This is a genomic window from Amycolatopsis pithecellobii, assembly GCF_009707865.1.
Classification (GTDB): Bacteria; Actinomycetota; Actinomycetes; order Mycobacteriales; family Pseudonocardiaceae; genus Amycolatopsis_E; species Amycolatopsis_E pithecellobii.
This window is the reverse complement of record NZ_WMBA01000060.1, coordinates 1-24,237: the sequence shown is the minus strand read 5'-3', so window position 1 is coordinate 24,237 and position 24,237 is coordinate 1. Positions and strand designations below refer to the sequence as shown.

Sequence of the window (24,237 nt, the reverse complement as noted above, 5' to 3'; positions counted from 1 at the left end):
CTACCTCACGACTTGTTCGGTGTCGCGCGGTTCGTCCCGCACCTCGATCCCGCGGGAGGGCCGGTAGATCACGTGGACCGGCCTGCCGCCGACGAGTTCCCGTTCGGCGCGGCGCATCTGGACCGGCACCCGCGGCGCCGACGGCGTGTGCCGCATGCGCGACGGCACGACGACCGAGTCCGGCAGATCGTCCCGGGTGAACACCGGTGAGGTGTCCACGCGCCGGCTCTGCGGCTGCGGCGGCGCCCACCCGGCGTCGGCGCGACGCGTTGTGCCCGGCGGGGCCGAGTACACGTAGTCGTCCGAACCACCGCCACGCGGTGCGTGCCCCGGGTACAGGCCGGGCCCGCCGCCGGAGGGCAGCGCAGCGCGATTTCCGTTGCCCGGCAAGGCTCCCCCACCCGGCCACGGCGCACCCGACCACGCGGCCGCCGGGCGACCGGCCATCGAACCGGCGCCGTCGAGCCGCTGCGAGTTCGCGAAAATCGTCGCCTCCGGTCGGTACCGGCCACCACCGGCCGTCGCGCCGATCGGGCCACGCGTTTCGAGGTCGCTGTCGTCGGATTCGCGGACGTTCTGCCAGAACTCGTCCTGCGGGGTCGGCCCCTGCTTGCGGCGCAACCGCGAGAAGATCCCGCCGCTGGGCGCCGGAATCGACGAGCCGACCATGCCGACGGACATCTCGACCATCTGCCACAGCCGCCGCACCGGGCGCCCGACCAGGAACAGCAACACGGTGACCAGCCCGGCCATCGCCATCTGCGTCAGCATCGACAGCGAGTTACCCGCCGTGAAGATGGCCTGCAGCAGCAAGGCATGCACCCCGGCGAGCACCGCGAGCACGATCAGGTTGAACGCGACACCGCCGAGCACCTTCCCGACCCGGCGGAGGATGTCATGATGCACCAGCGCGACCAGGCCGATCAGCGGCGCGGTCAGTGCGAACAGCCGGATCAGCACCTGCGCCAGCAACACGGAAGCCTTGGCCAGCAACTGGAACAGCGCGTAGACGAGACTTTGCAGCATGGCGAGGAAACCGGAACCCGTGCGGCTGCCGCCCTCACCGGTGAAGTACGGCGTCGCCGGGCCGAGCTGGGTGGAAATGTTCTTGTACGCGGCCTTTTTCGCGTCCACCACGCCCTGGTTCGCGTCGTCTCCGTTGCGGACCTGGTCCCAGGTGAAGGCCTGCGCGTCCAGCAGCGGCCTGCCGAACTGGGTTGCCTGCGACGCGTCGGGCGCACCGAACTCGCCGCGCAGCCAGTTGTTGTAGACCACCTGCGTGTGCAGCTCGGTCGGGAGAATCTCGCGGACCACCCGGTCACCGGAGTCGTCGACGAACCCGGCCTGGATGTTCGTGGTGGTCTGGACAATCGCCTTGTCGATCGGGTCGAAGTAGCGCAACATCGCCAGCGACGACGCGGCCAGCCACACCGCGCCCAGCCCGTACAACGCGCGTTTGGACACCGCGGAAAGGTCACCGCGCCAGATGTTGCGGAACATCATGATCGCCAGCAGGAGCGCGGCGAGCCCGAACAGCTGGCCGTAGATGTTGTTGTAGACCTTTTCCGCGCCGCTCTTGACCGCGTTGTAGATCGGGTTGAGCAGCCCGCCTTCCATCACCGTGTAGTGCAGCGAGTTGGTGGCCCCGACGAGGTTCTTGCCGATGTTGAACAGCGCGTTGCCGGCCCAGGTGTCGATCGTCGAGTTCGGGCTGGTGATCCCGGACAGCGGACCACAGTCGGTCTGGTAGACGTACCAGACCATTCCGGCGTAGCTGTAATCCAGATACGCGCTGCCGTTCTCGCCGTGCGTGGCCGGCGGGTCGATCGCGCCGACCATGCCCGCGCCGGGCCGTTCCGGCGTCGGCGCGTCACCACACGCCGCGGCGGACGCGGCCGGAGCCGTTGCCACTGCTTGCAATCCGAGCAGCAGCGCGACGGCGAACGTGGTCGCCCAGCGTCCCGGCCGCCTGCCGCGGAACCCGCCACGGCGGACGAATCCCTTGAGCGCGTACCAGCCCCAGGCGATGGCCAGCACGGTTCCCAGGGTCAGGAGCGTGGTCATGCGGCGTCCCGGCCGTGACCGCCCCGCTTGCCCGCGGTCGCGTGCTCCCCCTCCGGCTCGGTGCCGTTCCCGCCGGGGACCTCCTCGGCGAGCAACTGCTCCTCGGTCAGGCCGACCTCTCGCTCGGCCGCCAGCTCCAGGTCCTGCTCGATGTCGTCATCCAGCGGCGGGACGGGCACGTACGCGGCCTCCTCTTGCTCGGCCTCGCGCGTCGCGCGGTTGTCCGCGGGCAACGCGTCCTTCGAACCTGGGGTCGTGTCCATCGCGGCCCGCAGATGCTCCAGGTGCGGGCCGGAGAAGTCGACGCGAATACGTTCCACGCCACCGGCCCCGTCACCGAAAATGAACTGCCGCGGCTCACGGTCACGTTCGACATCGCGGTGCGCGCCGGGACGACGGCCGAGCGCGGCGACGACCTGCTCGTAGCCGACCCCGACCGGAACCTTCAACAACCGCAACGCATCCGCCTGCGCTTCGTCATCGTCGAGGCGGCCGACGAACACCGAGTCCAGCAGCGCCACGAAACCCTGGATTTTCAGGAAGTCCGCCGGGATCTGCGAGGACAGCAGCACGCGGACGTTCCACTTGCGCGAGTCACGGGCGAAGCGGTTCATCAGCACGCGACCGGTCGGCACCTCGGACAGGAAGAACGCCTCGTCGATCCAGACACCCTTGCGCTGGTCCTTCGGCTTCTCGTACACCGAGCGCTGGGTCAGCCACGCCGCGAGGTTGAGCATCTCCACACCGAGCGCCTCGGCGTCGGTCCAGTGCTCGCGGCCGACCCCGTCCTTGGGCAGGGTCAGCCCGGCCATGGTCAATACCGTCAGCCGGTCGTCACGGGTTTCGGAGTACGGGTCGGCGTCGTTTTCCGGAATCAGCAAGGACATCCGCTCGCGCATCTCGTCGAGGAAGTCCGCGACGACGACCGCGTGCTCGTGATGTTCGCTGGAGTCACGGCGCAGCGCGTCGATGACCTGCCCGGGGTCGGCGTCGTAGCGGCCACCGACCGCGCGGACCGCACGAAGCAGCACGATCCGGCTCTGCGGCATGCGCGCGACCTCGTACGGCAGGATCCCGGTGAGCACGTCGAGCACGAGCCGCCGCCGGGTGGCCCCGGCCAGCGCCCGCTCGCGGCGCCACGCGCGTTCCGGGTTCTCCTCGTCGAGGAAGTGTTCGAGCAGCGGCTCGGCGACCACGCGGTACGGGTTGAGGATGCCGGGCTGGGCGTTGAGCAGGTTGATCGGCCGCGCGTACGGCCTGATCTCCGGCAGCTCGCACAGCCTCGACAGCGGGCCCGACGGGTCCAGCAGCGTCCAATGCGCCCCGGAACGCAGCGTCTTGTAGACGATGCCACCGCCGAGGAACGACTTGCCGCCACCGAGGCCGGCGACCATCGCGGTCAGCCCGGAGCCGTCGCGGATCTCCTGCGCCATCCACGGATCCCAGGCGACCGGCCGCCGCGTCGCGGTGACCGTCTCGCCGAGCAGGATGCCGCGCCGGTCGCCCACCTCCGCGGTCGCCGTGGGCACCGCGGCGGCGGCCCACACGACCGACCCGCGGCGCATGTACGCCGAGGAAGCGAGCGGCTCGCCGGGGATGAACTCGCGCGCCATCGCGTACTGCGCTTCGGGATGCTCGATCGCGATCTTCGGCTTGTACAGGTCCAGCAACTGCTGGGCCAGCCGCAACGCGTCCCGCTCGGTCGGGCCCGAGACCGCCAGCCGCCACCACGAACGCACCCGGGTGGCCAGCGCGGTGAAGCCCGAGGTCATCTCGTCGTCGATCTCGAGCACCCGGGAAGCCTGGCGGGAAAGCGATTGCGGCGGCTCCAGTTCGTGTTCGTCGGTGTAGTGCTTGACCTGCGAGCGCACCTTGTTCATCTGGCGCTGGAGCTCACCGGCCACCTCTTCGGGACGGCGCACGTAGATCCGCGCGGACCACTCGACCGAGGCGGGCAGCCGGTCGGCGTGCTGCACCCATGGGTCGTCGACCTCGGGGATCTGCAACCCGTGCATCTGGCCCACCGTCAGCACCGCGACATGGCGGCGCACCCCGGCATTCGACCCGGTGCGCCCGCGCACCGTCAGCGTCGGCGCGTACGGCTCGGCGTGGAAGTCCGCCGCGTCGGTGAAGCTCGCCAGGTCCTCCGGCTCCCATTCCGCGCCCGGCACCGCGGGCATGTTTCGCGGCGCGGGCAGCCCGAGAGAGCACGAGCGGTGCATCAGCCAGGACATCTCCTCGGCATGCACCGGGCGGCCCTCCAACCCGGACGAGCCGATGACCTGGTCGAGATGCTCGACCTCGGAGTCCAGCGCGGTCAGCTCCGCGTCCACCGCCTCCGGCAGGATGCGGCGCAGCAGCGGCGCGGCGCTTTCCACCGCGCGGTCCACCATCCGGCGGGTCTGCACCTGAACGCCGATGTAGACCTCTTTTTCGGCCATCGAGCGACCCATGAGCTGCTGCTGCTCGCCGATCAGGTAGTCGTCGAAGGACAGCGTGCCCGGAGTGTCGGCGGGGCGGCCGACCGCGTTGTGCACATGCGCCTCGGCCCACATCCGGATCGGGTACGGCCGGGTCGTCACGCGCAGGTGCAGCCAGCGGCCCTGCAGCTCCGCGTACTGCCCGGCGATCGCGGCGATCAGGTCGCGGCGTTGCGAATCGGAGCGGAACGACCAGCGTTGCGGCGCCAGCCGGTACCAGGCGTACACCTCATGGCTGGTGCGCAGCAGGTGGCCATCGATGCTGCGCGCACCGATGGACGGGGTGTAGCTCGGGATGGCCTGCTCGCCGGGTAACCGCCGGCTCTGCTTCGGTTTCCTGGCGTCCAGCGGCACGCCACGGCCGGGCCGCGGCTGCCACTGCGTGGCGCCGCCCGCGTCGGGCTCCCGGTCCTTACCGCGACCGAACAACAGTGACCTCCTCGCCGCGGCCACGGGGGTGGCGTTGGCGTGCTCGGGACCTGGCAGTGTCATTTCCGGCCCCCTGGCGGGGGCCCACCCCCACCGCGCGTTTGTGTTTGGGCAGTGGACGGCGCGGCTGGACCCGGAGCTTGGCGGCGGTGACCGCACCGCCGTCCCCTCGTGGCCGCTCGCGCGGGGTGTGCAGCTCACGCAGCCACATCGTGAACACGGCGCCGAGTGGGCGCTCGTGGCTGATCTTTCTCGTGATCAGCCTGGTGATCAAGATCGTCGCCACGAAGGCCCAGGCCGTGGAGAAGAACCCGAACCCGACGCCGAGCTGCCGCTCCACCGTCAGCACGATCAGGAAGATCGCGATGCCCACACCCCACGCCACATACCGGGCGCGCCAGGGGAACGTGGCCTTCGGCGGGCCGAGCCAGACCGCGTCGACCCGGTAGACCTCGTCATCGGTTCGAATCCGCACGCCGGGGCTCCGTCAGCCGGTGAACAGGCCGGCGATCCATTCGCCGACGTTCACGCCGAGCCCGCTGACCGCGAGGCCGATGATCGCCAGCGCGATCACGACACCAGCCAGGCGGCGCATCACCCCGGCGTTGTCGCCCTTGCCGCCGCCGAGCCAGAGCAGCAGCAACGCGACGGCCAGCAGTACCAGCGGGATAACGTTGTCAAGCATCCACTGCTGGACGCCTCGTGTCTTGATCTCGCCCTGTGCGAGGTGCTGCACAAGCGTCATCATGGTCATCGCGTACTCCCGGGTGCGAGGAGCGTGGTCGGATGGGTCTCGCCGGGCGGGGCCCACGGGGTTGGAGTTGTCTGGTCTGGCGCCTACATCATCATGGCGTGACTACCCGTAACGGTCAAAGTGCTCTCCGTCTTAGGTTGCCACTCCTCACCAGGCACAGTACGGCCACTCTCCCTGAACTCGTCGCCCTCCATCATCGCCTGCAAGGCCGCTCAGGATTAACCCCGTCCACCCGTATTTCGTAGTTCGGCCACCTGCTGGGCGTATTGCTCACTCTGAGTTGGCCGAACTGCCGCACGGGGGCAGCGGGACATAGTTTGTCATGACCCGTTCGGAGGCACGCGTTCTCCCCGACGATGACCGGACGGACTGCGTAGTCGATCATGCCGCGTCACCCGGTGGCCTCACGCGAGTTGCACGTTCCGTGCGTCCGAGTTGCGCGTTCCGGTCGCACGGAACGTTCAACTCACCCGACGCGAACGTTCAACTCGCGCAACGCGGGCGGACGAGTTGGCCTGTAAGCCGGATCCTGTACCGCCGAAGCGGTGGCGGCCATCCATCTAGGCCTGCCGTTGCCGGCGGGCTCGAGCGGCCTACCCGCAGGCTCGGGCGGGCAGCCCTCGAACGCCTGCGCAGGCACCGGTGAAGGTGCCCTCTTGGCCTTGCTCCGGGTGGGGTTTACCGAGCCATCCCGGTCACCCGGGATGCTGGTGGTCTCTTACACCACCGTTTCACCCTTACCCCAGCCACGCTGGGGCGGTCTGTTCTCTGTGGCACTGTCCCGCGAGTCGCCCCGGGTTGCCGTTAGCAACCACCCTGCCCTGCGGAGTCCGGACTTTCCTCGAAGGCTCACACCCTCGCGGCCGCCCGGCCAACTCGTCCGCGCGTCCAGGGTAGCGTGACCAGGTGCCAGCGGCCGCCGGGAGTCTCGCCCTGCTGATCGCGGTACTCGGGTTCGCCACGGCACGGCCACGCGGGCTGCCGGAGGCGACGATCGCGCTCCCCGCTGCCGGGATCGTGCTCGCCGCGGGCTGGGTCAGCGTTTCCAACGCCTGGCACGAGATTCTCACCCTGCTGCCGACGCTGGGCTTCCTTGCCGCGATCCTGCTACTGGCGCACCTGGCCGATCTCGACGGCGTGTTCACCTGGCTCGGCTCGCGGCTCGCGCTCGCCTGCCGGGGCAGCCCGCGGCGGCTGCTGGTGCTGACGTTCGCCGCGGCCGCCGGGACCACCGCGGTCCTGAGCCTCGACGCGACGGTCGTGTTGCTCACCCCGGTCGTGTTCCTGACGGCGAAACGGCTCGAACTGCCGCTGCGACCGCATCTCTACGCGTGTGCGCATCTGGCCAACTCGGCGTCGACCCTCCTGCCGGTATCGAACCTGACGAACCTGCTGGCGTTCTCGGTGTCCGGGCTGAGCTTCGCCGGGTTCACCGCGCTGATGGCGTTGCCGTGGCTGGTGACGATCGCCGTCGAATTGGCGGTGTTCCTCCGGTTCTTCGCCCGCGACCTCAACGGGCACACCGGCGCCGAGCCCGGCGAACACCCGCCGGCACCGGTGTTCGCGCTCGTGGTGCTGGGCGTGACGCTCGCCGGGTTCGGGATCGCGCCGCTGGTGCGCGTCGAGCCGGTGGCGGTCGCCGCGATCGCGGCCGCAGTCCTTGCGACGCGGGCACTTTCGGCTCGCCGGGTGAAACTCACGACGCTCGTCGCCGAGGCGAATCCTTTGCTGTGCCTGTTCGTCATCGGGTTGGCCGTCGTGGTGCAAGCGCTTTCAGCGCATCTGCTCGGCGAGCCGTTACAGGCGCTTCTGCCGGACGGGACCAGCCTGCCGGACCTCCTGCTCGCCGCGCTCATCGCGGCCGTGCTGGCGAACCTGGTCAACAACCTGCCGGCGACCCTGCTGCTGTTGCCGTTGCTGCACCACAATCCGGGGCTGCTGCTCGCCGTGCTGCTGGGCGTGAACCTCGGCCCGAACGCGACCTACCTCGGTTCACTGGCGACCTTGTTGTGGCGCCGGGTGCTGCCGCGCAGCCAACAGCCCCGCTGGCGCGACTTCACGCTCCTCGGCGCGCTGACCGTGCCCGCCACACTCGCCGCGTCGGTCGTGGCGTTGTGGCTGGCCCTTCAAGCGAGGTGACAGGTGTCGTTCACCAGCCGTACCGAAGCGTTCCCGTCCGGGTAGAACTCGACGATCGACAGTGCCGCAAGATCGAGGTGCAGCCGGAACAACAGCGACGGACCGGCGTCCAAACCCAGGCGCAGCAAGGATTTGATCGGAGTCACGTGACTGACCACCACCACGGTGCGCTCCGCGTACGACGCGACCAGCTCGTCGCGGACGGCCAGCACCCGGCGGTGCACCCGGTCGAAGCTCTCCCCACCCGGCGGGGGGACCGAACTGTCCCGCAGCCACCGCCCGTGCAGCTCCGGATCCCGTTCCGCCGCCTCGCGGAACGTCAGGCCTTCCCATTCGCCGAAGTCGGTCTCCACCAAGCCCTGGTTCGTCTCGACGCGGACCCCGATCGCGTCCGCGACGGCCTGTGCCGTCTGCAACGTCCGGGTCAGCGGCGAGGAAACCACCGGGATCGGCTCGCCACCGGCCATCCCGGCGAGCCGTTTCGCCGCGGCCGCCGCCTGCTGCCTGCCCACCTCGGTGAGCGGCAGATCCCCTCGCCCGGAGTAGCGGCGGTCGATCGACAACTCGGTTTGTCCATGGCGCAGCAACAGAAATCGCGTCGGCTTGCCCTGCGCGCCGGTCCACCGCGCGGGTGTGCTGGCCGGCGTCGTCTGGGCATCCATCGCCTCGTTGGCCAGCCGGTCCGCATGCGCGTTCCGCGCGCGGGGAATCCATTCGTAGCGCACCTGGTCGAATCGGGCGGCCAGCTCCCGCGCCTGCTGCGCAAGGGATTGCAGCGCGGCGTGCTTGACCTTCCACCGCCCGGACATCTGCTCGACCACGAGCTTCGAGTCCATTCGTACGTCCACAGTGGACGCTCCGAGCTCGGCGGCGGCGGTGAGTCCGGCGATCAGACCCGTGTACTCGGCGACATTGTTGGTCGCCACGCCGAGCCCTTCCTTGCGCTCGGCCAGGATCGAGCCCGTCTCGGCGTCCTTGACCACCGCGCCGTAACCGGCGGGCCCCGGATTGCCCCGCGAACCACCGTCAGCTTCGACGATGACGTTCACAGACCGGACTCCAGCGTCCGCACCAAGATTGCGTCGCAGTTCTCGCACTGCACGACTTCATCGTCGGCGGCGGCTTTGATCTCCGCGATCGTGTTCCGGTCCAGTTCGAGCTGGCAGGAACCACAGCGGCGGGCCCGCAGCAACGCCGCACCGATGCCCTTGTGCCCGCGCACCCGCTCGTACAGCTTCAACAACGGCTCCGGGAAACGGGGCAGCAGCTTCACCCTGTCCTCGTCACGACGCGCCTGCGTGGTGTCGAGATCGGCGACGCTCTCGTCGCGGCGGCGCTGCGCGTCGGCCAGATCCTGTTCGGCCTTGTCCACCTCGGCGCCGGTGCGCTGCGCGTCCAGTTCGAGGGCTTCGCGCCGCTCCATCAGCTCCAGCAGGTCGTCCTCGAGCGCGGACTGACGGCGCGCCAGGGTGTCCAGCTCGTGTTGCAGGTCGGTCATCTGCTTGGCCTGCACCGAACCGGACTCCATGAGCTTGCGGTCGCGGTCCTCGCGTGCGCGCACCGACTCGATCTCCTTTTCCTGGCGCGCGATTTCGCGGTCAAGGTCGGAGCCGGCGGTCTGGGCCGAGACGAGCGCGTCGCGGCGGTTGCGGACCAGCTTCTCGGCGTCGTCGATCTGGGCCAGCTCGGGCAGCGTGCGGCGCCGGTGCTCGACGCGGGACAGCTCGGCGTCCACCTTCGCGAGCTCGAGCAGCTGACGCTGAACGGCTGGTTCTGCCTTCACTGGTTGCGCTCCCTTGAAGTTCGGATGGTCCACGGATCGGTGCGGCGGGTGGACACGTGGATGTCGACGTTACCCGCAAAGGCGCGCCGCAGAACCCCCGAGGCTTGCTCGCACCACGGCCATTCGCTCGCCCAGTGCGTCACGCCGACCAGCGCCGGGCCGGGCGCCGCCAAGTGCTCGCCCGCGGGGTGGTGGCGCAGATCGGCGGTCACGTAGGCGTCGACACCGGCTTCGGCCGCGGCGGCGAGGTAGCTGTCGCCCGCTCCGCCGGACACCGCGACCGTCCTGATCGGACGGTCCGGCGCTCCGGCACCGAGCACACCGGGCTCGGTCTCCGGCAACGCCTCGGCCACGCGCTGCACGAAGACGGCGAACGGTTCCGCCTCCGGCAGCTCCCCGATCCGGCCGATACCGGTGCTCTCCCCGGTGGGCTCGAGCGGCCGCAGCACGCGCAGCCCGATCGCCTCGGCGAGCGCGTCGGAAACACCGGGGCTGGCGGAGTCGGCATTGGTGTGGGCGCAGTAGAGCGCGATCCCGGCGCGGATCATGCGGTGCACGAGCCGGCCCTTCGTGGTGTCCGCCGGCACGCCGTGCACCCCGCGCAACAGCAGCGGATGATGCGCGACGATCAGCTGCGCGCCGCGTTCGATGGCCTCGTCGACGGTGGCCTCGACGGGATCGACGCATACCAGTACCCGGTCCACGTCCTCGGCCGGATCTCCGCACACGAGCCCGACGGCGTCCCAGCTTTCGGCCAGCTCAGGCGGGTAGGCGTGCGCCAATGCGTCGATGATTCGTGCGAGTGCGGGCATACCGGGGATCTTCGCACTCACTGATTGCCGCGCCCGCGACCCGGTGTCAGGCTGAGCCGATGAGCGAGTACCGCGACCGGTGGATCGAATGCACCGCGGAGGAGATCCGGATCCGCGGCTACTACTTCCCGTGGGGCACGAAACGCATCCCGTACCGGTCGATCCGGTCGGTGCGCCGGGTCGAGATGGGGGCGTTCACCGGGCGCGGACGTATCTGGGGCACGGCGAACTTCCGGTACTGGGCAAGCCTCGACCCGGCACGCCCCCACAAGAAGGTCGGGTTGATCCTCGACGTCGGCCGGACGGTGCGCCCGTTCGTGACGCCGGACGACCCCGGCACCGTCGAAGCGATCATCCGGGCCCACCCGGCAAGCTATCCGGCGTGACCGCTTTGCACATCTGCTTCGTCTGCTCCGGCAACATCTGCCGCTCCCCCATGGCCGCCCTCGTCGTCCGGGAGCACCTCCGGCGCGAGGGGCTCGCCGATGACGTGCGGGTGACCAGCGCCGGGACCGGCCCGTGGCACGTCGGGGAGCCGGCCGACGCCAGGGCGCTGGCCACTCTCGAGGCCCACGGCTACGGCGGTGAGCACATCGCCGCCCAGGTCGGCGCCGAACACCTGGACGCGGACCTCCTCCTGGCCGCCGACTCCGGGCACGTGCGCGAGCTGCGCCGCAAGCTCGACGACCCGTCCCGGGTCCACCTGCTGCGCGAGTTCGACCCGTCGGCACCCGCCGGCGCCGAGGTGCCCGACCCGTACTACGGCGGCGACGACGGTTTCGACGAGGTGCTGGCGATGATCGAGCGCACCGTTCCCGCCCTGCTCGATTGGACGCGGGCTCAGTTGGGCAAACTACGCGCGTGACGAGGCACACGGAGCTCCTCCCGTGAACGCCCGCGAAGCCGTGGAGCGACTGCATGGTGGGCGGGTCACCGGGATCCGGCAGTCGGACGGCTCGGTTTTCCTGGTCAGCTTCGACGACGGCGAAACCGTGATCGCCAAACGCGGGGTCGGACCTGGCGCGACCAGGGCCGAGGCCGCCGGTATGCGCTGGCTCGGTGAGTCCGGCGACGTGCTGGTGCCGCGGGTGTACGAGCACGACGAAGAGTGGCTGGTCATGGAGTACGTCCCGCCCGCGCCGCCCACCCCGGAGACGGCCGAGGCGTTCGGCCGGAACCTGGCGAAGCTGCATCTGCGTGGCGCCGAGGGGTTCGGGAGCCCGCCGCCCGGCGGGCCGGTGGACGCGTGGATGGGCGTCGCGCCGATGCGCAACGAGGTGTGCCCCGACTGGGCGTCGTTCTACGCGGAGCACCGCGTCCTGCCGTACCTGCGGGAATGCGTCGAGCAGAAGCTGTTCACCACCGACGAGGTCCAGGTGTTCGACGACGTGTGCGAACGGCTCGGTGAGCTGGCCGAGCCCGAGCCCCCCGCACGGATCCACGGCGACGCGTGGAGCGGCAACGTGCACTGGGCGCGTGACGGAGTGTGGCTGATCGACCCCGCCGCGCACGGTGGGCACCGCGAAGGCGACCTCGCGATGCTCCAGCTGTTCGGCACGTCGCAACTGAGCCGCATTCTCGGCGCGTACACCGAAAGCGCCCAGGACGAGGGCAGGCCGCTGGCCGACGGCTGGCGCGAGCGAGTGCCGGTACACCAGCTGTTTCCGCTGCTCATGCACGCGGCGGTGTTCGGCGGCGGATACGTCCGCCAAGCGCTGTCGGCGGCCCGGGCGGCGCCACGCTGAGCGCGTCGGGCTACCGTGGGAGCGTGCGGTGGAAGTTCTTGCTCCGGCCCAGCTGGCTGGCGTTGTTCGCCGGAGTGCTGGTGTTCGCTTTCGCCTGTTTTTACCTGCTTTCGCCGTGGCAGTTCAGCCGGAACTCCGAGCGTGAGGCCCAGAACAGCGCCGTGCAGGCGTCCATGACCGCCCAGCCCAAGCCGCTCGACAGCGTGCTGGCGCCCGGGGCCGTGCCCGATCAGCACACCGAGTGGACCCGGGTCAGCATCACCGGCAGCTACCTGCCGCAGGACGAGGTGGTCGCGCGGCTGCGCACCGTGCTCGGTGAGCCCGCGTTCGAGATCCTCACCCCGTTCCGCACCGCGAACGGCGAGGTCGTGGTGATCGACCGCGGTTATGTCCAGCCGGGCGATCACAACTCCGTGCCGCCGTATGCCGCGCCGCCCGCAGGCACCGTCGAGGTGGTGGCCAGGGTCCGGCAGGACGAGACCGACCCGAAGAACCGGCCCGCCTTCGCGGACGCCTCCACCGGCGGCAAGCTGCAGAGCTACGTCGTGGATTCCCGGGTGGTCGCCGCGTCCAGCGGGCTGGACATCCGGCGTGGCTACTTCCAGCTGGATCAGGGCGCACCCGGCGTACTGAACGCGCTGCCGCTGCCGCAACTGGACTCGGGGCCGTTCTTTTCCTATGCGCTGCAATGGATCGCGTTCGGCGTGATGGCGCTGGGCGGGCTGACGTACTTCACCGTCCGCGAACTCAAACCGGGTGGGGCGCTGGCCGAAATGGGCGAGCGGGCCAAGCGGAAGCGGAAGTCGGTCGCGCAGATCCTGGCCGAGGACAACGCTAGCGAGAACGCCGCCGCAGACCCGTCAGAACGGCCAGCACGGCGGAACTGACCGCGGCCAGCCACCCGACGACGCGCGACAGCTCGACCGCGCGGGTCACGTGCCCGGCGTCGGGGTTGCGTCCCTCCCCCAGCACCGGCCGCTCCTCGATCCCGTGTGGGTAGACCGCGCGTCCGCCGAGGCGCACTTCCAGCGCGCCCGCGAACGCCGCGTCGACGCGGGCGGTGTTCGGGTCCGGATGCGCCACCGTGTCCCGCTGCCACGCCCGCCACGCCCCACGGGCCGAGCCACCGACGACCGGTGCGCCCGCGACGGTCAGCGCCGCGGCGAGCCGGGCCGGGACGAAGCCGGCGAGTTCGTGCAGGCGTCCGACCAGGCGGTCGTGGCGCAGCAGACCGAGCGCCCGCGCGCCGACGAGACCGGGAATCCCGGCGACCGCGCCCCAGAACATCGGCGCCACAACGGAATCCGACGTGTGCCGGGCGAGCGACTCGATCGAGGCGCGGGAAAGCCCGATGACGTCGAGGCTTTCGGTGCGCCGGGGGTCGAGGTCGGCGAGTGCGGCACGGGCGTCGTCGAGGCGGCTCTCTTCGAGATCCCGGGCCAGTGCTGTGCCTTCGGCCGCCAGTTTCGCGCCGCCGAGCACCGCCCAGGTCGCGACGGCGGTGCCGAGCGCCTGCAACACCGGGCCGCGCCGGGTGACCCGCTCGACGACGATTCCAGCCGCGACGAGCCCGCCTGCGAGTCCAGCGGCCGGCAGCTTGCGCCCGGCCAGCACCGGCTCACGTCGCTCGATCACCCCGTCGGCGGCCGCCCCCAGCAGCAGCCCGACCGCTCGCGCCGCGTCCATCAATGCCCCCGTAGTCGTGTTCGCGGCGAAGGTTACTCGAACTGTGCGACGACCTCGCCGGGCGCCTGCTTCATACTGCTGTCGTGACGGTCGTTGTCGTGATGGGTGTGGCCGGTTCGGGGAAGACGACGGTCGGGCAGGAGCTGGCGGCGCGGCTCGGTGTGGAGTACGCCGAGGCCGACACGTTCCACTCGAAGGCGAACATCGAGAAGATGTCGGCAGGCCACCCGCTGACCGATGCCGATCGCGGGCCGTGGCTGCACGCGATCGCCGCGTGGATCCGGGACCACCAGGACAGCGGCGGTGTCGTGTCGTCCTCGGCGCTCAAACGCCGCTATCGCGACGTACTCCGTGCTGGGGGCGACGTGTTGTTCCTCCATCTCGACGGGCCTCGGGAGCTCATCGCCACCCGGATGACCACCCGCCCCGGCCACTTCATGCCAGTGTCCCTTTTGGACTCTCAGTTGGCCGACCTCGAGCCGCTGGGAGCCGGCGAATGGGGGGTGGTCGTGAATATCACCGACACGCCGGAGGAGATCATCCGGCTGGCGCTCAACGCGCTGAAACCGACCTGATCTTGGCCGTGGTCAACGACGGGCCACGGTCACATAAGCGGTGTTCGCGACCACCAATACCGCGAAAACCGCGGCGATCACGATATTTCCGGTCAGGAAAAGGACCGCGACTGCCGCGCCGAAGACGAGCGCTTTCACCACCAGTACGGCCGCGACCGGCAGGCTGAACGTCGCGCGCGGCGCGGCGAACAAGCCCCACACGACGGCGGCCACCACGGGAGCGCCGACGCCGAGCCCGATTTTCCAGCCGATTCCGTGACCGGCGGTGAATCCCCAGTACGCCAGTGCCGCCAACGCGAGCAGTTCCAGCAGAAAGGCCAGACCCTCGTTCAGCAAACGCACTTCACGCGCCGGAGTCGGCGTTCGCCCAGGCTTCCAGCATCACGCGGGCGATCGACGAGTTGCCAGGCAGCATCATGGACGCCGCGCCATCGCCGATCGGGGTCGGCCGGCCCTCGTTCTCGAACGCCGCGCGGACGTCCGCACGCGAGACCCACAGCGCCTCTTCGATCTCGCCGTCGGCGGGCGTCAATGGGGCCGAGGATTCCGCGCAGGCCGCGAAACCCAGCATGATCGAGCGCGGGAACGGCCACGGCTGGCTGCCGAGATACCGCGCATCCCGCACCTCGATGCCGACCTCCTCGCGGATTTCCCGCGTCACGCAGCCCTCCAGTGACTCCCCCGCTTCCACGAAACCGGCGAGCACCGAGTACCGGCCCTTCGGCCAGATCGGTTGGCGGGCAAGGAGAACATGCTCCCCGTTGACGCCGACCTCGTCGTGCACGAGGCAGATGACCGCCGGGTCGGTGCGCGGATACTCCTCATGCCCTTGCGCCTCGCACCGGGTCGCCCAGCCGAACAGGATCCGCTGGGTCGGGCTGCCGTCGCGCGCACAGAAACGCGCCCTCCGGTGCCAGTGGCGCAGCGACTGCGCCGTGGTGAACAAACCGGCCGACGTGTCGTCGAGCCGCTCACCATACGCGCGCAGGTCGACCCACAACTCCCCGTCGTAGCGCGGGATCTGCTCGGCGAAGCCCCAGCTGCCGCTCGCCTCCAGCAGCTCCGGCTCACCGGCGGGCTCACCCGGCAACGACCAGTAGTCGACGCCTTCCCACTCACCGAGGAAAAACGCCTCATCCGGCGGCGTGTCCCCGAAAGTAAGCGCTTTCCGGGTCGCGAGCACCCGCTCGCCCTCCCGGACCGGAGTGCGCGCCTTGCTGTCGAGCACCACGACCTGAGCCTCGGACCAGCGCGCGAGGCGCTGCTCCGGGTTGGCGCGCAGCTGTTCGTGACGGTCCACAGTGGACCGGGACAGGGTGGGGAGCTTGCCGAGCTGAAACGGGGATGTCATCGCTGCGCAGGCTCTCCCACCGTGAATCCGCCGAGCGCGGCCAGCTTCGGCGCGAGACTTTCCGCATCACCGACGACGACGCCGGTGAACCGCGCCGGTGCGAAGAAGTCCAGCGCGGCCTGCGCGACCTCGTCCACCGTCACGGCCTGCAGGCGCGCCGGGTGTTCGGCGAGCCACTCCGCGCCGAGCCCGGCCGCCGCGAGCGCGGACAGCTGACTGGCCAAGCCGGCCTGCGAGGCGGTCGAGGTGAGTAGCGAGCCGACCGCATACTGGCGCACCGACTCGACTTCCTCTTCAGTCGGCGGCACAAGCGCGAGCCGGCCCAGTTCGTAGAAGGTCTCCAGCACCGCCGCGGCCGTCACGTCGTTCGCGGTGTCCGCATCCACCCCGACCGTGGCCGTGGCGCCGGTGAACTCGAACCCGGAGTGCGCACTGTAGGTGTAACCCTTGTCCTCACGGATGTTTTCCACCAGCCGCGACGAGAAGTACCCGCCGTAGACCAGGTTCGCCAGCTGCAACGCGGCGTAACGCGGATCGGTCCGCGGCAGCGCCTGGGCGATGAGCCGGATCTGCGCCTGCACGGCACCGGCCCGCGGCACCAGCAGCACGTCCCCGCCGCTCAGCGCCGGCAGCTCCGGCAGCACCGCCGCGTCGGCACCGGATTGCCAGCTCTGCAAGGCATTTTCGAGCTGGCCGGCAACGTCATCCGGCGCGATGTCACCGACGATCACCAGTGTCGAACCGCGCGGCAGCACCGCATTGGCGTGCAGCGCACGAACGGCGTCCGGGGTCACCTTCGCGACGTCTTCGGCCTCCGGCATCTCGCGGGTGACCGGGTGCTCGCCGTACACGTGCTTGAGCAGCGCCTCCCGCGCGATCACTCGCGGCTGGGTGCGTGACACGGCGAGCCGCTCGACCAGCCGCGCCGACTCCCGGCCCACTTCATTGTCCACATAGGACGCCGAGGTGAGCACGTCGGCGAGCACGTCCAGCAGTGTCGGCAGCCCGCTCGCGAGCGCGTTCCCCGTGATGGCAAGGCGTTCCGGGTCGACGCTCGCGCTCAGCTCACCACCGATCAGCGCCAGCTCGGTGTCGATCTCGACGCGGTCGCGCCGCGCGGTACCGGTGAACAGCGTCTCCGACAGCACTTCGGCCGTCGCCGCGTGGAGCGGATCGCTGCCTGCGAAGGGAATCCGCAGCCGCACCTCGACGAGCGGCACATTCGCCTTGCGCACGGCCAGCACCCGCAGCCCGTTGCCGAGCGTGGTGTCCACGGAGGACAGATCGGCAGCGGCGCGCTGGTCCCCGAGCGGCGGCACGGGACGCGGGCCCTTGTCCGTCCGGCCGATCTCCGCCGCGTCGCGATGCGTCGCAGTGCTCACTTGCTTTCTCCGTTCTGTGGCTCGACGACGAGGACCGCGCGTGAATCGGGGCGCAGGGCCTTCGCCGCCGCCGCGACATCCTCGGCGGTGACGGCGGCCATCCGGTCCGCCAGCCGGTAGATCAAGGACGGGTCGCCGTAGAGCAGCTCGAACGACCCGAGGCCGAGGGTGCGCGACACCAGCCGGTCGTGCTCGGAGTGCAGGCTCGCGCTCCAGCGGGCGGTGACCTTCGCCAGCTCCTGCGGCTCGGGCGGGGTCGCGGCGAGCTTCTCGAGCTCCTCGTCGACCGCCGTGAGAACGCGCTCCGGCGAGACGTCCGGGGTGTGGATCGCGGTGATGGAGAAGGTGTCCGGGTCACGCGCCTCGAACGGGCCGAACAACCCGGCACCCGCGCCGATATCGGTGACGAGCGGCTCGCGGTGCACGAGCCGCTGCTGCAGCCGGGCGCCGTCGCCATCGGTGAGCACCCCGGCGAGCACGAGGTTCGCCAGGTAGCCGTCGAGTTCGTTGACCGGGTCCGGCATCCGGTAGCCGACCGCGAGCGCCGGCAGCGGGGCGTGCGGGTCGGTGTGGCTGCCGCGCAGCTCACCCGACGGCCGCGGCTCGGCGAACGAGCGCTTCGGCGGCGCGGGGCGGTGCGGCACGTCCCCGAAATGCTTCTCGATCAGCTCACGCGCACGATCCGGCTCGAAGTCACCGGCGACGGTCAGCACCGCGTTCGCCGGCGAATAATAGGTGTCGAAGAACGCCGCACAGTCGTCGAGGCTCGCCTGCTCGAGATCGGTGAAATCACCGTAGCCGTTGTGGGCGTTGGGAAAGGTCTGGTACAGCACCGGAGGCAGGAGGATCCACGGGAACCCGCCGTACGGCCGGTTCAGCACGTTGAGCCGGATCTCCTCCTTCACCACGTCGATCTGGTTGGCGAGGTTCTCCTGCGTCAGCTTCGGCGCGCGCATCCGGTCGGCCTCGAGGAACAGCGCCCGCTCCAGCGCCGCGGACGGCAGCACCTCGAAGTAGTCCGTGTAGTCCGGGTGCGTCGAACCGTTGAAGGTGCCGCCGCTGGACTGCACGATCTTGAAGTGCGCCAGCTTCTCCAGACTCTCGCTGCCCTGGAACATCAGGTGCTCGAAGAGGTGCGCGAAACCGGTGCGCCCCTCGGGCTCCGAACGGAAACCCACGTCGTAGTGCACGGAGACGCCGACGACGGGCGCCGTCGGGTCAGGCGCGAGCACGACGCGTAAGCCGTTGGCCAGGGTGAAGCGCGAGTTGTCGGGCATGCGCCCCACTCTACGGCCACGGAGTGGCCACCGGGCAGCGCGTCGATGATCGAATCGGCGCCGGCCCGTATGCTGCAACCGCACCCCGAGCAGCAGGAGACGAGCCGGCCATGAGCCAACCTCCACCGGGCCAGTGGCCGCCGCCGTGGACTCCCTACCCGCCGCCCGCGCCGAAGAAGAAACCCGTCGGCGCCATCGTCGCCATCTCACTGAGTGCGACGGTGCTGCTCACGGTCACCCTCGTCATCGTGCTGACCTCGGGTTCGTCCCATTCCAGCACGGCGTCCTCGTACGACACCACGACGCCGGCTCCGGTCAGCACGAGCACCACCCGTTCGTCCACCACCACCACGACCACCAGCACGACGACCACGCGCTCGTCGTCGGCCGTGCCGCGGAAGATCTACACCCTCGCCGACCACCCGCTGCTGACGAACCCGACCGCGGGCCTGTCGAACGCCTCCTGCTCCGTGCCCGGCTGGCCGAGCAGCCCGGCCGCGTCGAAGGCGTTCTTCACCGCGGCGGCCGACTGCCTCAACGCCCGGTGGGGCCAGCTGCTGACGTCGATGAACCTGCCGTTCCACCCGCCCCAGCTGGAATTCCCGTCGGGCCCCAGCTTCACCACCGAGTGCGGCACGATCGACGTCGGCCTGTCCACCGCGTCCTACTACTGCAAGGACCACTTGTACGTCCCGTATCGCGGGCTGCAGACCGACCAGTACGGCAACAAACCCGGCGTCTACCTCGCGTTGTTCGCCCACGAATACGGGCATCATGTGCAGGACCTGGTCGGTCTGATGGACGCGGTGTGGCAGCAGATCTACACCGACGGCCAGGACAGCGCGAACGGCCTGGAGATGTCGCGCCGCAAGGAACTGCAGGCGCAGTGCTTCTCGGGCATGTTCCTCGGCGCGACGGCCAACCAGGGCGGCACGGTGACGCAGGCCGTGTTCGACACCGCCTGGTACGACCAGGACACCCGCGGTGACAACACTTCCGGCAGCCACGACCACGGCACCAACGCGCATTACGCGGCCTGGTGGCGAAAGGGCGCGCAGAGCGACCGGCTCGCCCAGTGCAACACCTTCGCCGCCGCCGACGCCGACGTCAGCTGACCCATCCCGCCGCGCGGTTGCGACGCTCGGCGAGCACCGCCATCAGATACGCCCACGGCGGCACGCCCGGCGGCACCGGCGCGCCGATCCGGCCCGCGACCTCGTGCGCGAGATTCAGGCCCAGGCTGTCCCGCGCCTCCGGGCGCAGGGAGGAGTACCGCGCGAGGTACTGGCGCACGGCGAGCGCGAGATCGTCGGGCAGCCCGGACAGCTCGAGCCCCGCGGCCCAGGACATCAACGGCGGCGGCATCACGATGTCCACCCTGAGCTCCTCGGGCGCGCGTTCCAGCACCACCACGGTGCCGGCGAGAAAGTCCCCTACCCGCTTGGATTTCTCCGACACCAGCGAACAGATCAGCGCCACCGCGCCCCAGATGAACACCGGCCCGAAGTCCACGATCGCGTTCGCGAGCGCCCGCGTCAGCGCGTGCCGGAACCGGATCGGCCCGCCGTCGTCCCGCACCGCACGCAACCCGAACACCGCCTTGCCCGGGGTGCGACCGCGGCCCAGCCCCTCGAACAGGAGCGCATAACCGACCCGCACCAGCACCAGCATGCTCAGCAGGACGGCGGCACGCAGCGCCTCGTCATCCGGCCCCGCGATGAGCACCACGAAGAACCCGGCGAGCAGGATGCCGAGCTGGATGACCGCGTCGATCGCGAACGCCAGCCCCCGGCTGGCCAGCCGGGCCAGCCGCAGATCCAGCACGACCGCGTCGCCGGTCACCAGATCGGGTTCGGGACTCACCCGCTCACTGTACTGCGCCGTTTGTCATGGCTGTCTTGCTTGCGTAGCAACGGTTACGTATTGCTCGGGGTCTGCCTGCTTTTGGTCGGATTGGTAATCTGGCCGCGTGGACGTCGATCTCTTCGTCGCGGCCCATCGCGCCGAATGGGACCGGCTCGGTGAGCTGCTCGCGCGGCGCCGGGTGTCCGGCGCCGAGGCTGACGAGCTCATCGCGCTCTACCAGCGCACGGCAACGCACCTGTCGGCGCTGCGCTCGTCCGCACCGGATCCCGCGCTGCTGTCCCGGCTTTCCACACTGGTCACGCGCGCCCGCTCCGCGGTCACCGGCACGCACAACCCGGCCTGGCGCGAGGTCGGATTGTTCTTCGCACAACGGTTTCCGGCCGCCGTCTACCGTGCCCGCCGGTGGTGGCTGTCCACCGCGGCGGTGACGATCGTGGTCAGCGGACTGCTCGCCGCCTGGGTCGCCACCAGCACCCGGGTACAGGCAAGTATCGCCGCACCCGAGCAGGTCCGCAGGCTGACCGAGCCGGGCGGTGAATTCGAAACGTACTACTCGTCGAATCCGGCGGGTTCGTTCGCCGCGCAGGTATGGACGAACAATGCGTGGGTCGCCGCGACGTGCCTGTTTTTCGGTGTCCTGGCTGGGATTCCGGTGTTCGCCGCACTGTGGGCGAACGCGGCGAACGTCGGGGTGTCCGCGGGCCTGATGTCCGCGGCCGGGCGGCTGGACATCTTCTTCGGCCTCATCACCCCGCACGGCCTGCTGGAGCTGACCGCCGTGTTCGTCGCGGCGGGCACCGGGCTGCGGCTCGGCTGGGCGGTGATCAACCCGGGCCCGCGCAGCCGCGCCGTCGCACTCGCGCAGGAGGGCCGCGCGACGGCGGCGATGGCGCTCGGGCTCGCCTGCGTGCTGCTGGTGTCCGGGGTGATCGAGGCGTTCGTGACCCCGTCCGGACTGCCGACGTGGGCCCGTATCGGCATCGGCGCGGTGGCCGAGCTGGCGTTCCTGACGTACGTGTTCGTACTCGGCAGGCGGGCCGCGCGGGCGGGCGTGACCGGCGACGTCGATGCCGCCTACGGGGGTGACGTGCGGCCGGAGGCGGGGTGAACGACACGCCCGCCGCGCTTCAGCCGACGTCGTGGCATGCCGTCGTAGGGTGACGGCATGGGGAAGCGGCTGGCGTTGTCACTGTCGGACGACACGCATGCCCAGGTGAAGGCCCTTGCGGCGGAGGCGGGCGTGTCGGCGCACGCGTGGATCGTCGCTGCCGTCGAGCGCGAGGCGTTCCGGCAGCTGTGCGAAAAGACCGACGAGTGGTGGCAGGCCCATCCCGACGAGGCGCGTGCGGAAACCGCCGCGTACCACCGCCGCCAGGAGTGGCGTGGCACCTCGGCCGCGTAGAGGGCAGCTGTGGACGGTCGCCGGCCCGGACCGGCGTCGCGTTCTGGTCTACAGCGGCGACATGTTCAACGATCTCGACGCCGTGCCGTATGTCATCACGATGGATGTGGTGGACACGCCCGATCCCCTCACGGTGACGACACCGGACGGGCTGCACATCTCCTACACCCGGCTGGACCATCTGCCGAAGGACTCACTCGGCGAACTCGCCGGCGAGATTTCCGGGCAGCTGCTGGAAACCGTGAACACGAGGCTGTTCATGGTGCTCACCACGTCTTGACTCACTTGGTCTAGACCATCTACCGTTGGGAAATCACACACCCGGTGGAGGTGGTCGACGTGGCCCACTGGAAGACCCGGATCGGACTCTGCTTCGCGGCCGCGCTGGCCGTGCTCGGTTTCGCGAGTCCCGCCCAAGCGGCGGTGACCTCGCCGGGATCGGCTCCCTATCTCGACATCACGATGGCTACACCGTCCCTTGTGGACATTGCCAACGCCACCGGGCAGAAGACCTTCACGCTGGCCTTCGTGCTCGCCGACAGTTCCGGCTGCAACCCGTCGTGGGGCGGGGTGATCCCGCTCGACGATTCCCGGATTCTGAGCGATATCAAGGCTTTTCAGGCCATGGGCGGGCAGGTCATCGTGGCGACCGGCGGTGCCGCGGGGCCGTATCTGGAGTACACCTGCGGTGACGCGACGGCGCTGGCGAACGCGTACCGCAAGATTCTCGACACGGTGGGCACGAACAGTCTCGATGTCGACGTCGAGGCGACCATCCCGCAAGACACCGTGAACGACGCCCTGGCCACGATCCAGCGAGAGCGCGGCACGACGATCAGCTACACGATGCGGGTACAGGGCGACGATTTCGGGATGGATCCGTATTCGGTGACGGTGCTGCAAAGTGCGGCGGCGCACGGGGTCGATGTGCTGGTGAACCCGATGACGATGGAATTCGGCACGAGCAGGCCCGATTGGGGTGACGCGGTGATCGCCGCCGCGCAGAGCACACTGGGGCAGCTGAAACAGGTGTGGCCGGGGATGTCGGACGCCGACCTGCACCGGCATCTCGGGGTGACACCGATGATCGGCCGGAACTACAACGGCAAGGTTTTCGACCAGAGCGACGCGGCGCAACTGGTCAGCTGGGCGAATGCGAACCACATCGGGCGGCTCGCGTTCTGGTCCGCGGGCCGGGACAACGGATCGTGCCCCGGCGGCGGGGTTTCACCGACGTGCAGCAGTATTTCCCAGGCGCAGTACGAATTCACGAACCTTTTCCGCGGTTTCACCGGCTAGCTTTCATGGCCAGGTAACGGTCCGCGAGGGCCGGGGGCAGCTCCGCGGGCATGGCGTCGACGACCTCGACGCCGTGCTTGCGCAGCAACGTCGTGGCGTGCCGACGCTCGGCGAGGGTGCGTTCGGCGGCCGCGGCGTTGTAGACGGCTTCGGCGTTTCCGCGTCCCTGAGCCATTTCCGCGATGCGCGGGTCGGCGACGGAGGCGACGAGCAGCCGGTGCCGTGCGGTCAGCGACGGCAGGATCGGCAGCAGTCCTTCTTCGAGCGGCGCGGCGTCCAGTGCGGTGAGGACCACGACGAGGGAACGCTGGCGGCTGAGGATTTCGCCGGCCAGGCCCCGGGCGTCCGTTTCCAGCAGGCTCGGTTCGAGCGGCGCCATCGCGTGTACGAGTTCGGGGAGCGAGCCGCCGGTGACTTTCGCCCGCAGCTGCCGATCGTAGGCAAGTAGATCGACGCGGTCGCCGGCGCGGGAAGCCAGTGTTGCCAGCAGAAGTGCGGCTTCGAGCATCGCGTCGAGGCGCGGCTCGTCACCGACGCGGCCGGCTGAGGTGCGCCCGGTGTCGAGGACGAGCAGCACGCGGCGGTCGCGTTCGGGGCGCCAGGTGCGGACCATGATGTCGGCGGCGCGGGCGGTGGCGCGCCAGTCGATCGAGCGGACGTCGTCGCCGATGACATACTCGCGGAGGGAGTCGAACTCGGTGCCGGGGCTGCGGATGAGCGCGGCTTGGCGGCCGTCGAGTTGCTGGAGGCGGGCGAGCCGGGCCGGCAGGTGGCGGCGGCTGTGGAACGGTGGCAGGACCCGGACGGCCCACGGGACGCGGTGCGCCCCTTGGCGGGCGGCGAGCCCGAGTGGCCCGACCGAGCGCACGGTGACCCGCGCGGCGGCCCGTTCCCCGCGCCGGGTGGGACGGAGGGTGGTGGTGATCGTGCGCTGGTGCCCGGGCAGGATGTCGACAGGGTGACGGTCGCGCTGGGCCCCCGCACTGGGCGGCCACGCGTCCCGCACGATCCCGCGAATGGGGCGGCTGCCCGGGTTGGTGATGGTGAGCTGCACTTCGGCGGGCTCACCAAGGCGAGTCGAGGTCGCGCCCGAGCGGGCGAAGGTGAGTTGACGCACGCCGCCGGCCAGCGCGAGGTCGACCAGGAGCAGCAGCACAACCACCCCGGTGACGGCCACGACCCCACCCCACGAC

Annotated in this window: 25 protein-coding genes and 1 other RNA gene; 11 read left to right on the top strand and 15 right to left on the bottom strand. The window is 70.0% G+C overall.

Going from position 1 to position 24,237, the window contains the following annotated elements:
- The 5 genes from GKO32_RS29680 to rnpB form a co-directional block, all read right to left on the bottom strand.
- Positions 1-2,064, bottom strand: coding sequence for a magnesium transporter (locus GKO32_RS29680; RefSeq protein WP_154760208.1), 2,064 nt, complete (start codon positions 2,062-2,064; stop codon positions 1-3).
- Positions 2,061-4,973: an ATP-binding protein gene (locus GKO32_RS29675; protein WP_154760237.1), complete on the bottom strand. Its 2,913-nt coding sequence runs from the start codon at positions 4,971-4,973 to the stop codon at positions 2,061-2,063. The genes GKO32_RS29680 and GKO32_RS29675 overlap by 4 nt, the downstream gene beginning before the upstream one ends.
- Positions 4,957-5,448: a hypothetical protein gene (locus tag GKO32_RS29670; protein ID WP_312868768.1), complete on the bottom strand. Its 492-nt coding sequence runs from the start codon at positions 5,446-5,448 to the stop codon at positions 4,957-4,959. Before GKO32_RS29670 ends, GKO32_RS29675 begins: the two co-directional genes overlap by 17 nt.
- A gap of 12 nt (positions 5,449-5,460) precedes the next feature.
- Entirely contained in the window at positions 5,461-5,727 is a 267-nt protein-coding gene (locus GKO32_RS29665; RefSeq protein ID WP_144643150.1) for a hypothetical protein, read from the bottom strand.
- Positions 5,728-6,229: 502 nt separating this feature from the next.
- Positions 6,230-6,606, bottom strand: an RNA gene (rnpB, locus tag GKO32_RS29660) — RNase P RNA component class A.
- Positions 6,607-6,633: 27 nt separating this feature from the next.
- On the opposite strand from rnpB, the gene GKO32_RS29655 reads away from it, so the two are divergent.
- A complete protein-coding gene (locus GKO32_RS29655; RefSeq protein ID WP_312868767.1) occupies positions 6,634-7,866 on the top strand; it encodes an SLC13 family permease in 1,233 nt (410 codons plus the stop codon).
- Here GKO32_RS29655 and GKO32_RS29650 read toward each other — a convergent pair.
- The 3 genes from GKO32_RS29650 to GKO32_RS29640 are packed head-to-tail and all read right to left on the bottom strand — an operon-like array spanning position 7,854 to position 10,461.
- A complete protein-coding gene (locus GKO32_RS29650; RefSeq protein ID WP_312868766.1) occupies positions 7,854-8,915 on the bottom strand; it encodes a bifunctional RNase H/acid phosphatase in 1,062 nt (353 codons plus the stop codon). The two genes, GKO32_RS29655 and GKO32_RS29650, sit on opposite strands and share 13 nt — an antisense overlap.
- The gene (locus GKO32_RS29645; RefSeq protein WP_312868765.1) at positions 8,912-9,649 is read right to left on the bottom strand and encodes a zinc ribbon domain-containing protein; all 738 of its coding nucleotides are present in this window, start codon (positions 9,647-9,649) and stop codon (positions 8,912-8,914) included. Before GKO32_RS29645 ends, GKO32_RS29650 begins: the two co-directional genes overlap by 4 nt.
- Positions 9,646-10,461, bottom strand: coding sequence for a Nif3-like dinuclear metal center hexameric protein (locus GKO32_RS29640; protein WP_154760207.1), 816 nt, complete (start codon positions 10,459-10,461; stop codon positions 9,646-9,648). The genes GKO32_RS29645 and GKO32_RS29640 overlap by 4 nt, the downstream gene beginning before the upstream one ends.
- Positions 10,462-10,520: 59 nt before the next feature.
- Between GKO32_RS29640 and GKO32_RS39390 the strand changes: the two genes are divergently transcribed.
- The 4 genes from GKO32_RS39390 to GKO32_RS29620 are packed head-to-tail and all read left to right on the top strand — an operon-like array spanning position 10,521 to position 13,093.
- Positions 10,521-10,847, top strand: coding sequence for a PH domain-containing protein (locus tag GKO32_RS39390; protein WP_154760206.1), 327 nt, complete (start codon positions 10,521-10,523; stop codon positions 10,845-10,847).
- Complete coding sequence (locus GKO32_RS29630) at positions 10,844-11,326, top strand: low molecular weight protein-tyrosine-phosphatase (RefSeq protein WP_312868764.1); 483 nt, start codon at positions 10,844-10,846, stop codon at positions 11,324-11,326. The genes GKO32_RS39390 and GKO32_RS29630 overlap by 4 nt, the downstream gene beginning before the upstream one ends.
- A gap of 22 nt (positions 11,327-11,348) precedes the next feature.
- Positions 11,349-12,206 carry a fructosamine kinase family protein gene (locus GKO32_RS29625; protein ID WP_312868763.1) on the top strand — a complete coding sequence of 286 codons (858 nt, stop codon included), beginning with the start codon at positions 11,349-11,351 and terminating at the stop codon, positions 12,204-12,206.
- A 23-nt stretch (positions 12,207-12,229) separates the two neighbouring features.
- Complete coding sequence (locus GKO32_RS29620; protein ID WP_312868762.1) at positions 12,230-13,093, top strand: SURF1 family cytochrome oxidase biogenesis protein; 864 nt, start codon at positions 12,230-12,232, stop codon at positions 13,091-13,093.
- Here the strand turns inward: GKO32_RS29620 and GKO32_RS29615 are convergent.
- Positions 13,041-13,892, bottom strand: coding sequence for a cobalamin biosynthesis protein CobD/CbiB (locus GKO32_RS29615; protein ID WP_154760205.1), 852 nt, complete (start codon positions 13,890-13,892; stop codon positions 13,041-13,043). The genes GKO32_RS29620 and GKO32_RS29615 overlap by 53 nt on opposite strands.
- Before the next feature lie 83 nt (positions 13,893-13,975).
- Between GKO32_RS29615 and GKO32_RS29610 the strand changes: the two genes are divergently transcribed.
- Positions 13,976-14,467 (top strand): gluconokinase, encoded by a 492-nt coding sequence (locus GKO32_RS29610; protein WP_312868761.1) that lies wholly within the window; start codon positions 13,976-13,978, stop codon positions 14,465-14,467.
- Between the two features lie 12 nt (positions 14,468-14,479).
- Here the strand turns inward: GKO32_RS29610 and GKO32_RS29605 are convergent, their stop codons facing one another.
- The 4 genes from GKO32_RS29605 to GKO32_RS29590 are packed head-to-tail and all read right to left on the bottom strand — an operon-like array spanning position 14,480 to position 18,477.
- Positions 14,480-14,809, bottom strand: coding sequence for a YrdB family protein (locus GKO32_RS29605; RefSeq protein WP_312868760.1), 330 nt, complete (start codon positions 14,807-14,809; stop codon positions 14,480-14,482).
- A gap of 1 nt (position 14,810) precedes the next feature.
- Positions 14,811-15,818, bottom strand: a complete 1,008-nt coding sequence (gene nudC / locus GKO32_RS29600) for an NAD(+) diphosphatase (protein WP_154760204.1) — start codon at positions 15,816-15,818, stop codon at positions 14,811-14,813.
- The gene (locus GKO32_RS29595) at positions 15,815-17,200 is read right to left on the bottom strand and encodes a M16 family metallopeptidase (RefSeq protein WP_312868759.1); all 1,386 of its coding nucleotides are present in this window, start codon (positions 17,198-17,200) and stop codon (positions 15,815-15,817) included. The genes nudC and GKO32_RS29595 overlap by 4 nt, the downstream gene beginning before the upstream one ends.
- A complete protein-coding gene (locus tag GKO32_RS29590) occupies positions 17,197-18,477 on the bottom strand; it encodes a M16 family metallopeptidase (protein ID WP_154760203.1) in 1,281 nt (426 codons plus the stop codon). Before GKO32_RS29590 ends, GKO32_RS29595 begins: the two co-directional genes overlap by 4 nt.
- 110 nt (positions 18,478-18,587) lie before the next feature.
- On the opposite strand from GKO32_RS29590, the gene GKO32_RS29585 reads away from it, so the two are divergent.
- The gene (locus GKO32_RS29585) at positions 18,588-19,592 is read left to right on the top strand and encodes a neutral zinc metallopeptidase (RefSeq protein WP_154760202.1); all 1,005 of its coding nucleotides are present in this window, start codon (positions 18,588-18,590) and stop codon (positions 19,590-19,592) included.
- On the opposite strand, the gene GKO32_RS29580 is transcribed toward GKO32_RS29585, so the two are convergent.
- Positions 19,585-20,340, bottom strand: coding sequence for an RDD family protein (locus GKO32_RS29580; protein WP_312868758.1), 756 nt, complete (start codon positions 20,338-20,340; stop codon positions 19,585-19,587). The two genes, GKO32_RS29585 and GKO32_RS29580, sit on opposite strands and share 8 nt — an antisense overlap.
- A 106-nt stretch (positions 20,341-20,446) precedes the next feature.
- Here GKO32_RS29580 and GKO32_RS29575 point away from each other — a divergent pair, with 106 nt between their 5' ends.
- The 4 genes from GKO32_RS29575 to GKO32_RS29560 are packed head-to-tail and all read left to right on the top strand — an operon-like array spanning position 20,447 to position 23,044.
- The gene (locus GKO32_RS29575) at positions 20,447-21,451 is read left to right on the top strand and encodes a stage II sporulation protein M (RefSeq protein ID WP_312868757.1); all 1,005 of its coding nucleotides are present in this window, start codon (positions 20,447-20,449) and stop codon (positions 21,449-21,451) included.
- 57 nt (positions 21,452-21,508) lie between these two features.
- Entirely contained in the window at positions 21,509-21,745 is a 237-nt protein-coding gene (locus GKO32_RS29570) for a hypothetical protein (RefSeq protein WP_154760201.1), read from the top strand.
- Positions 21,726-22,025, top strand: coding sequence for a hypothetical protein (locus GKO32_RS29565; RefSeq protein ID WP_154760200.1), 300 nt, complete (start codon positions 21,726-21,728; stop codon positions 22,023-22,025). The genes GKO32_RS29570 and GKO32_RS29565 overlap by 20 nt, the downstream gene beginning before the upstream one ends.
- 59 nt (positions 22,026-22,084) lie before the next feature.
- Positions 22,085-23,044 carry a chitinase gene (locus GKO32_RS29560; protein WP_312868756.1) on the top strand — a complete coding sequence of 320 codons (960 nt, stop codon included), beginning with the start codon at positions 22,085-22,087 and terminating at the stop codon, positions 23,042-23,044.
- On the opposite strand, the gene GKO32_RS29555 is transcribed toward GKO32_RS29560, so the two are convergent.
- Positions 23,034-24,237, bottom strand: a 1,204-nt coding sequence (locus GKO32_RS29555) for a DUF58 domain-containing protein (protein WP_154760199.1), incomplete at its 5' end; no start/stop codon positions are given. The two genes, GKO32_RS29560 and GKO32_RS29555, sit on opposite strands and share 11 nt — an antisense overlap.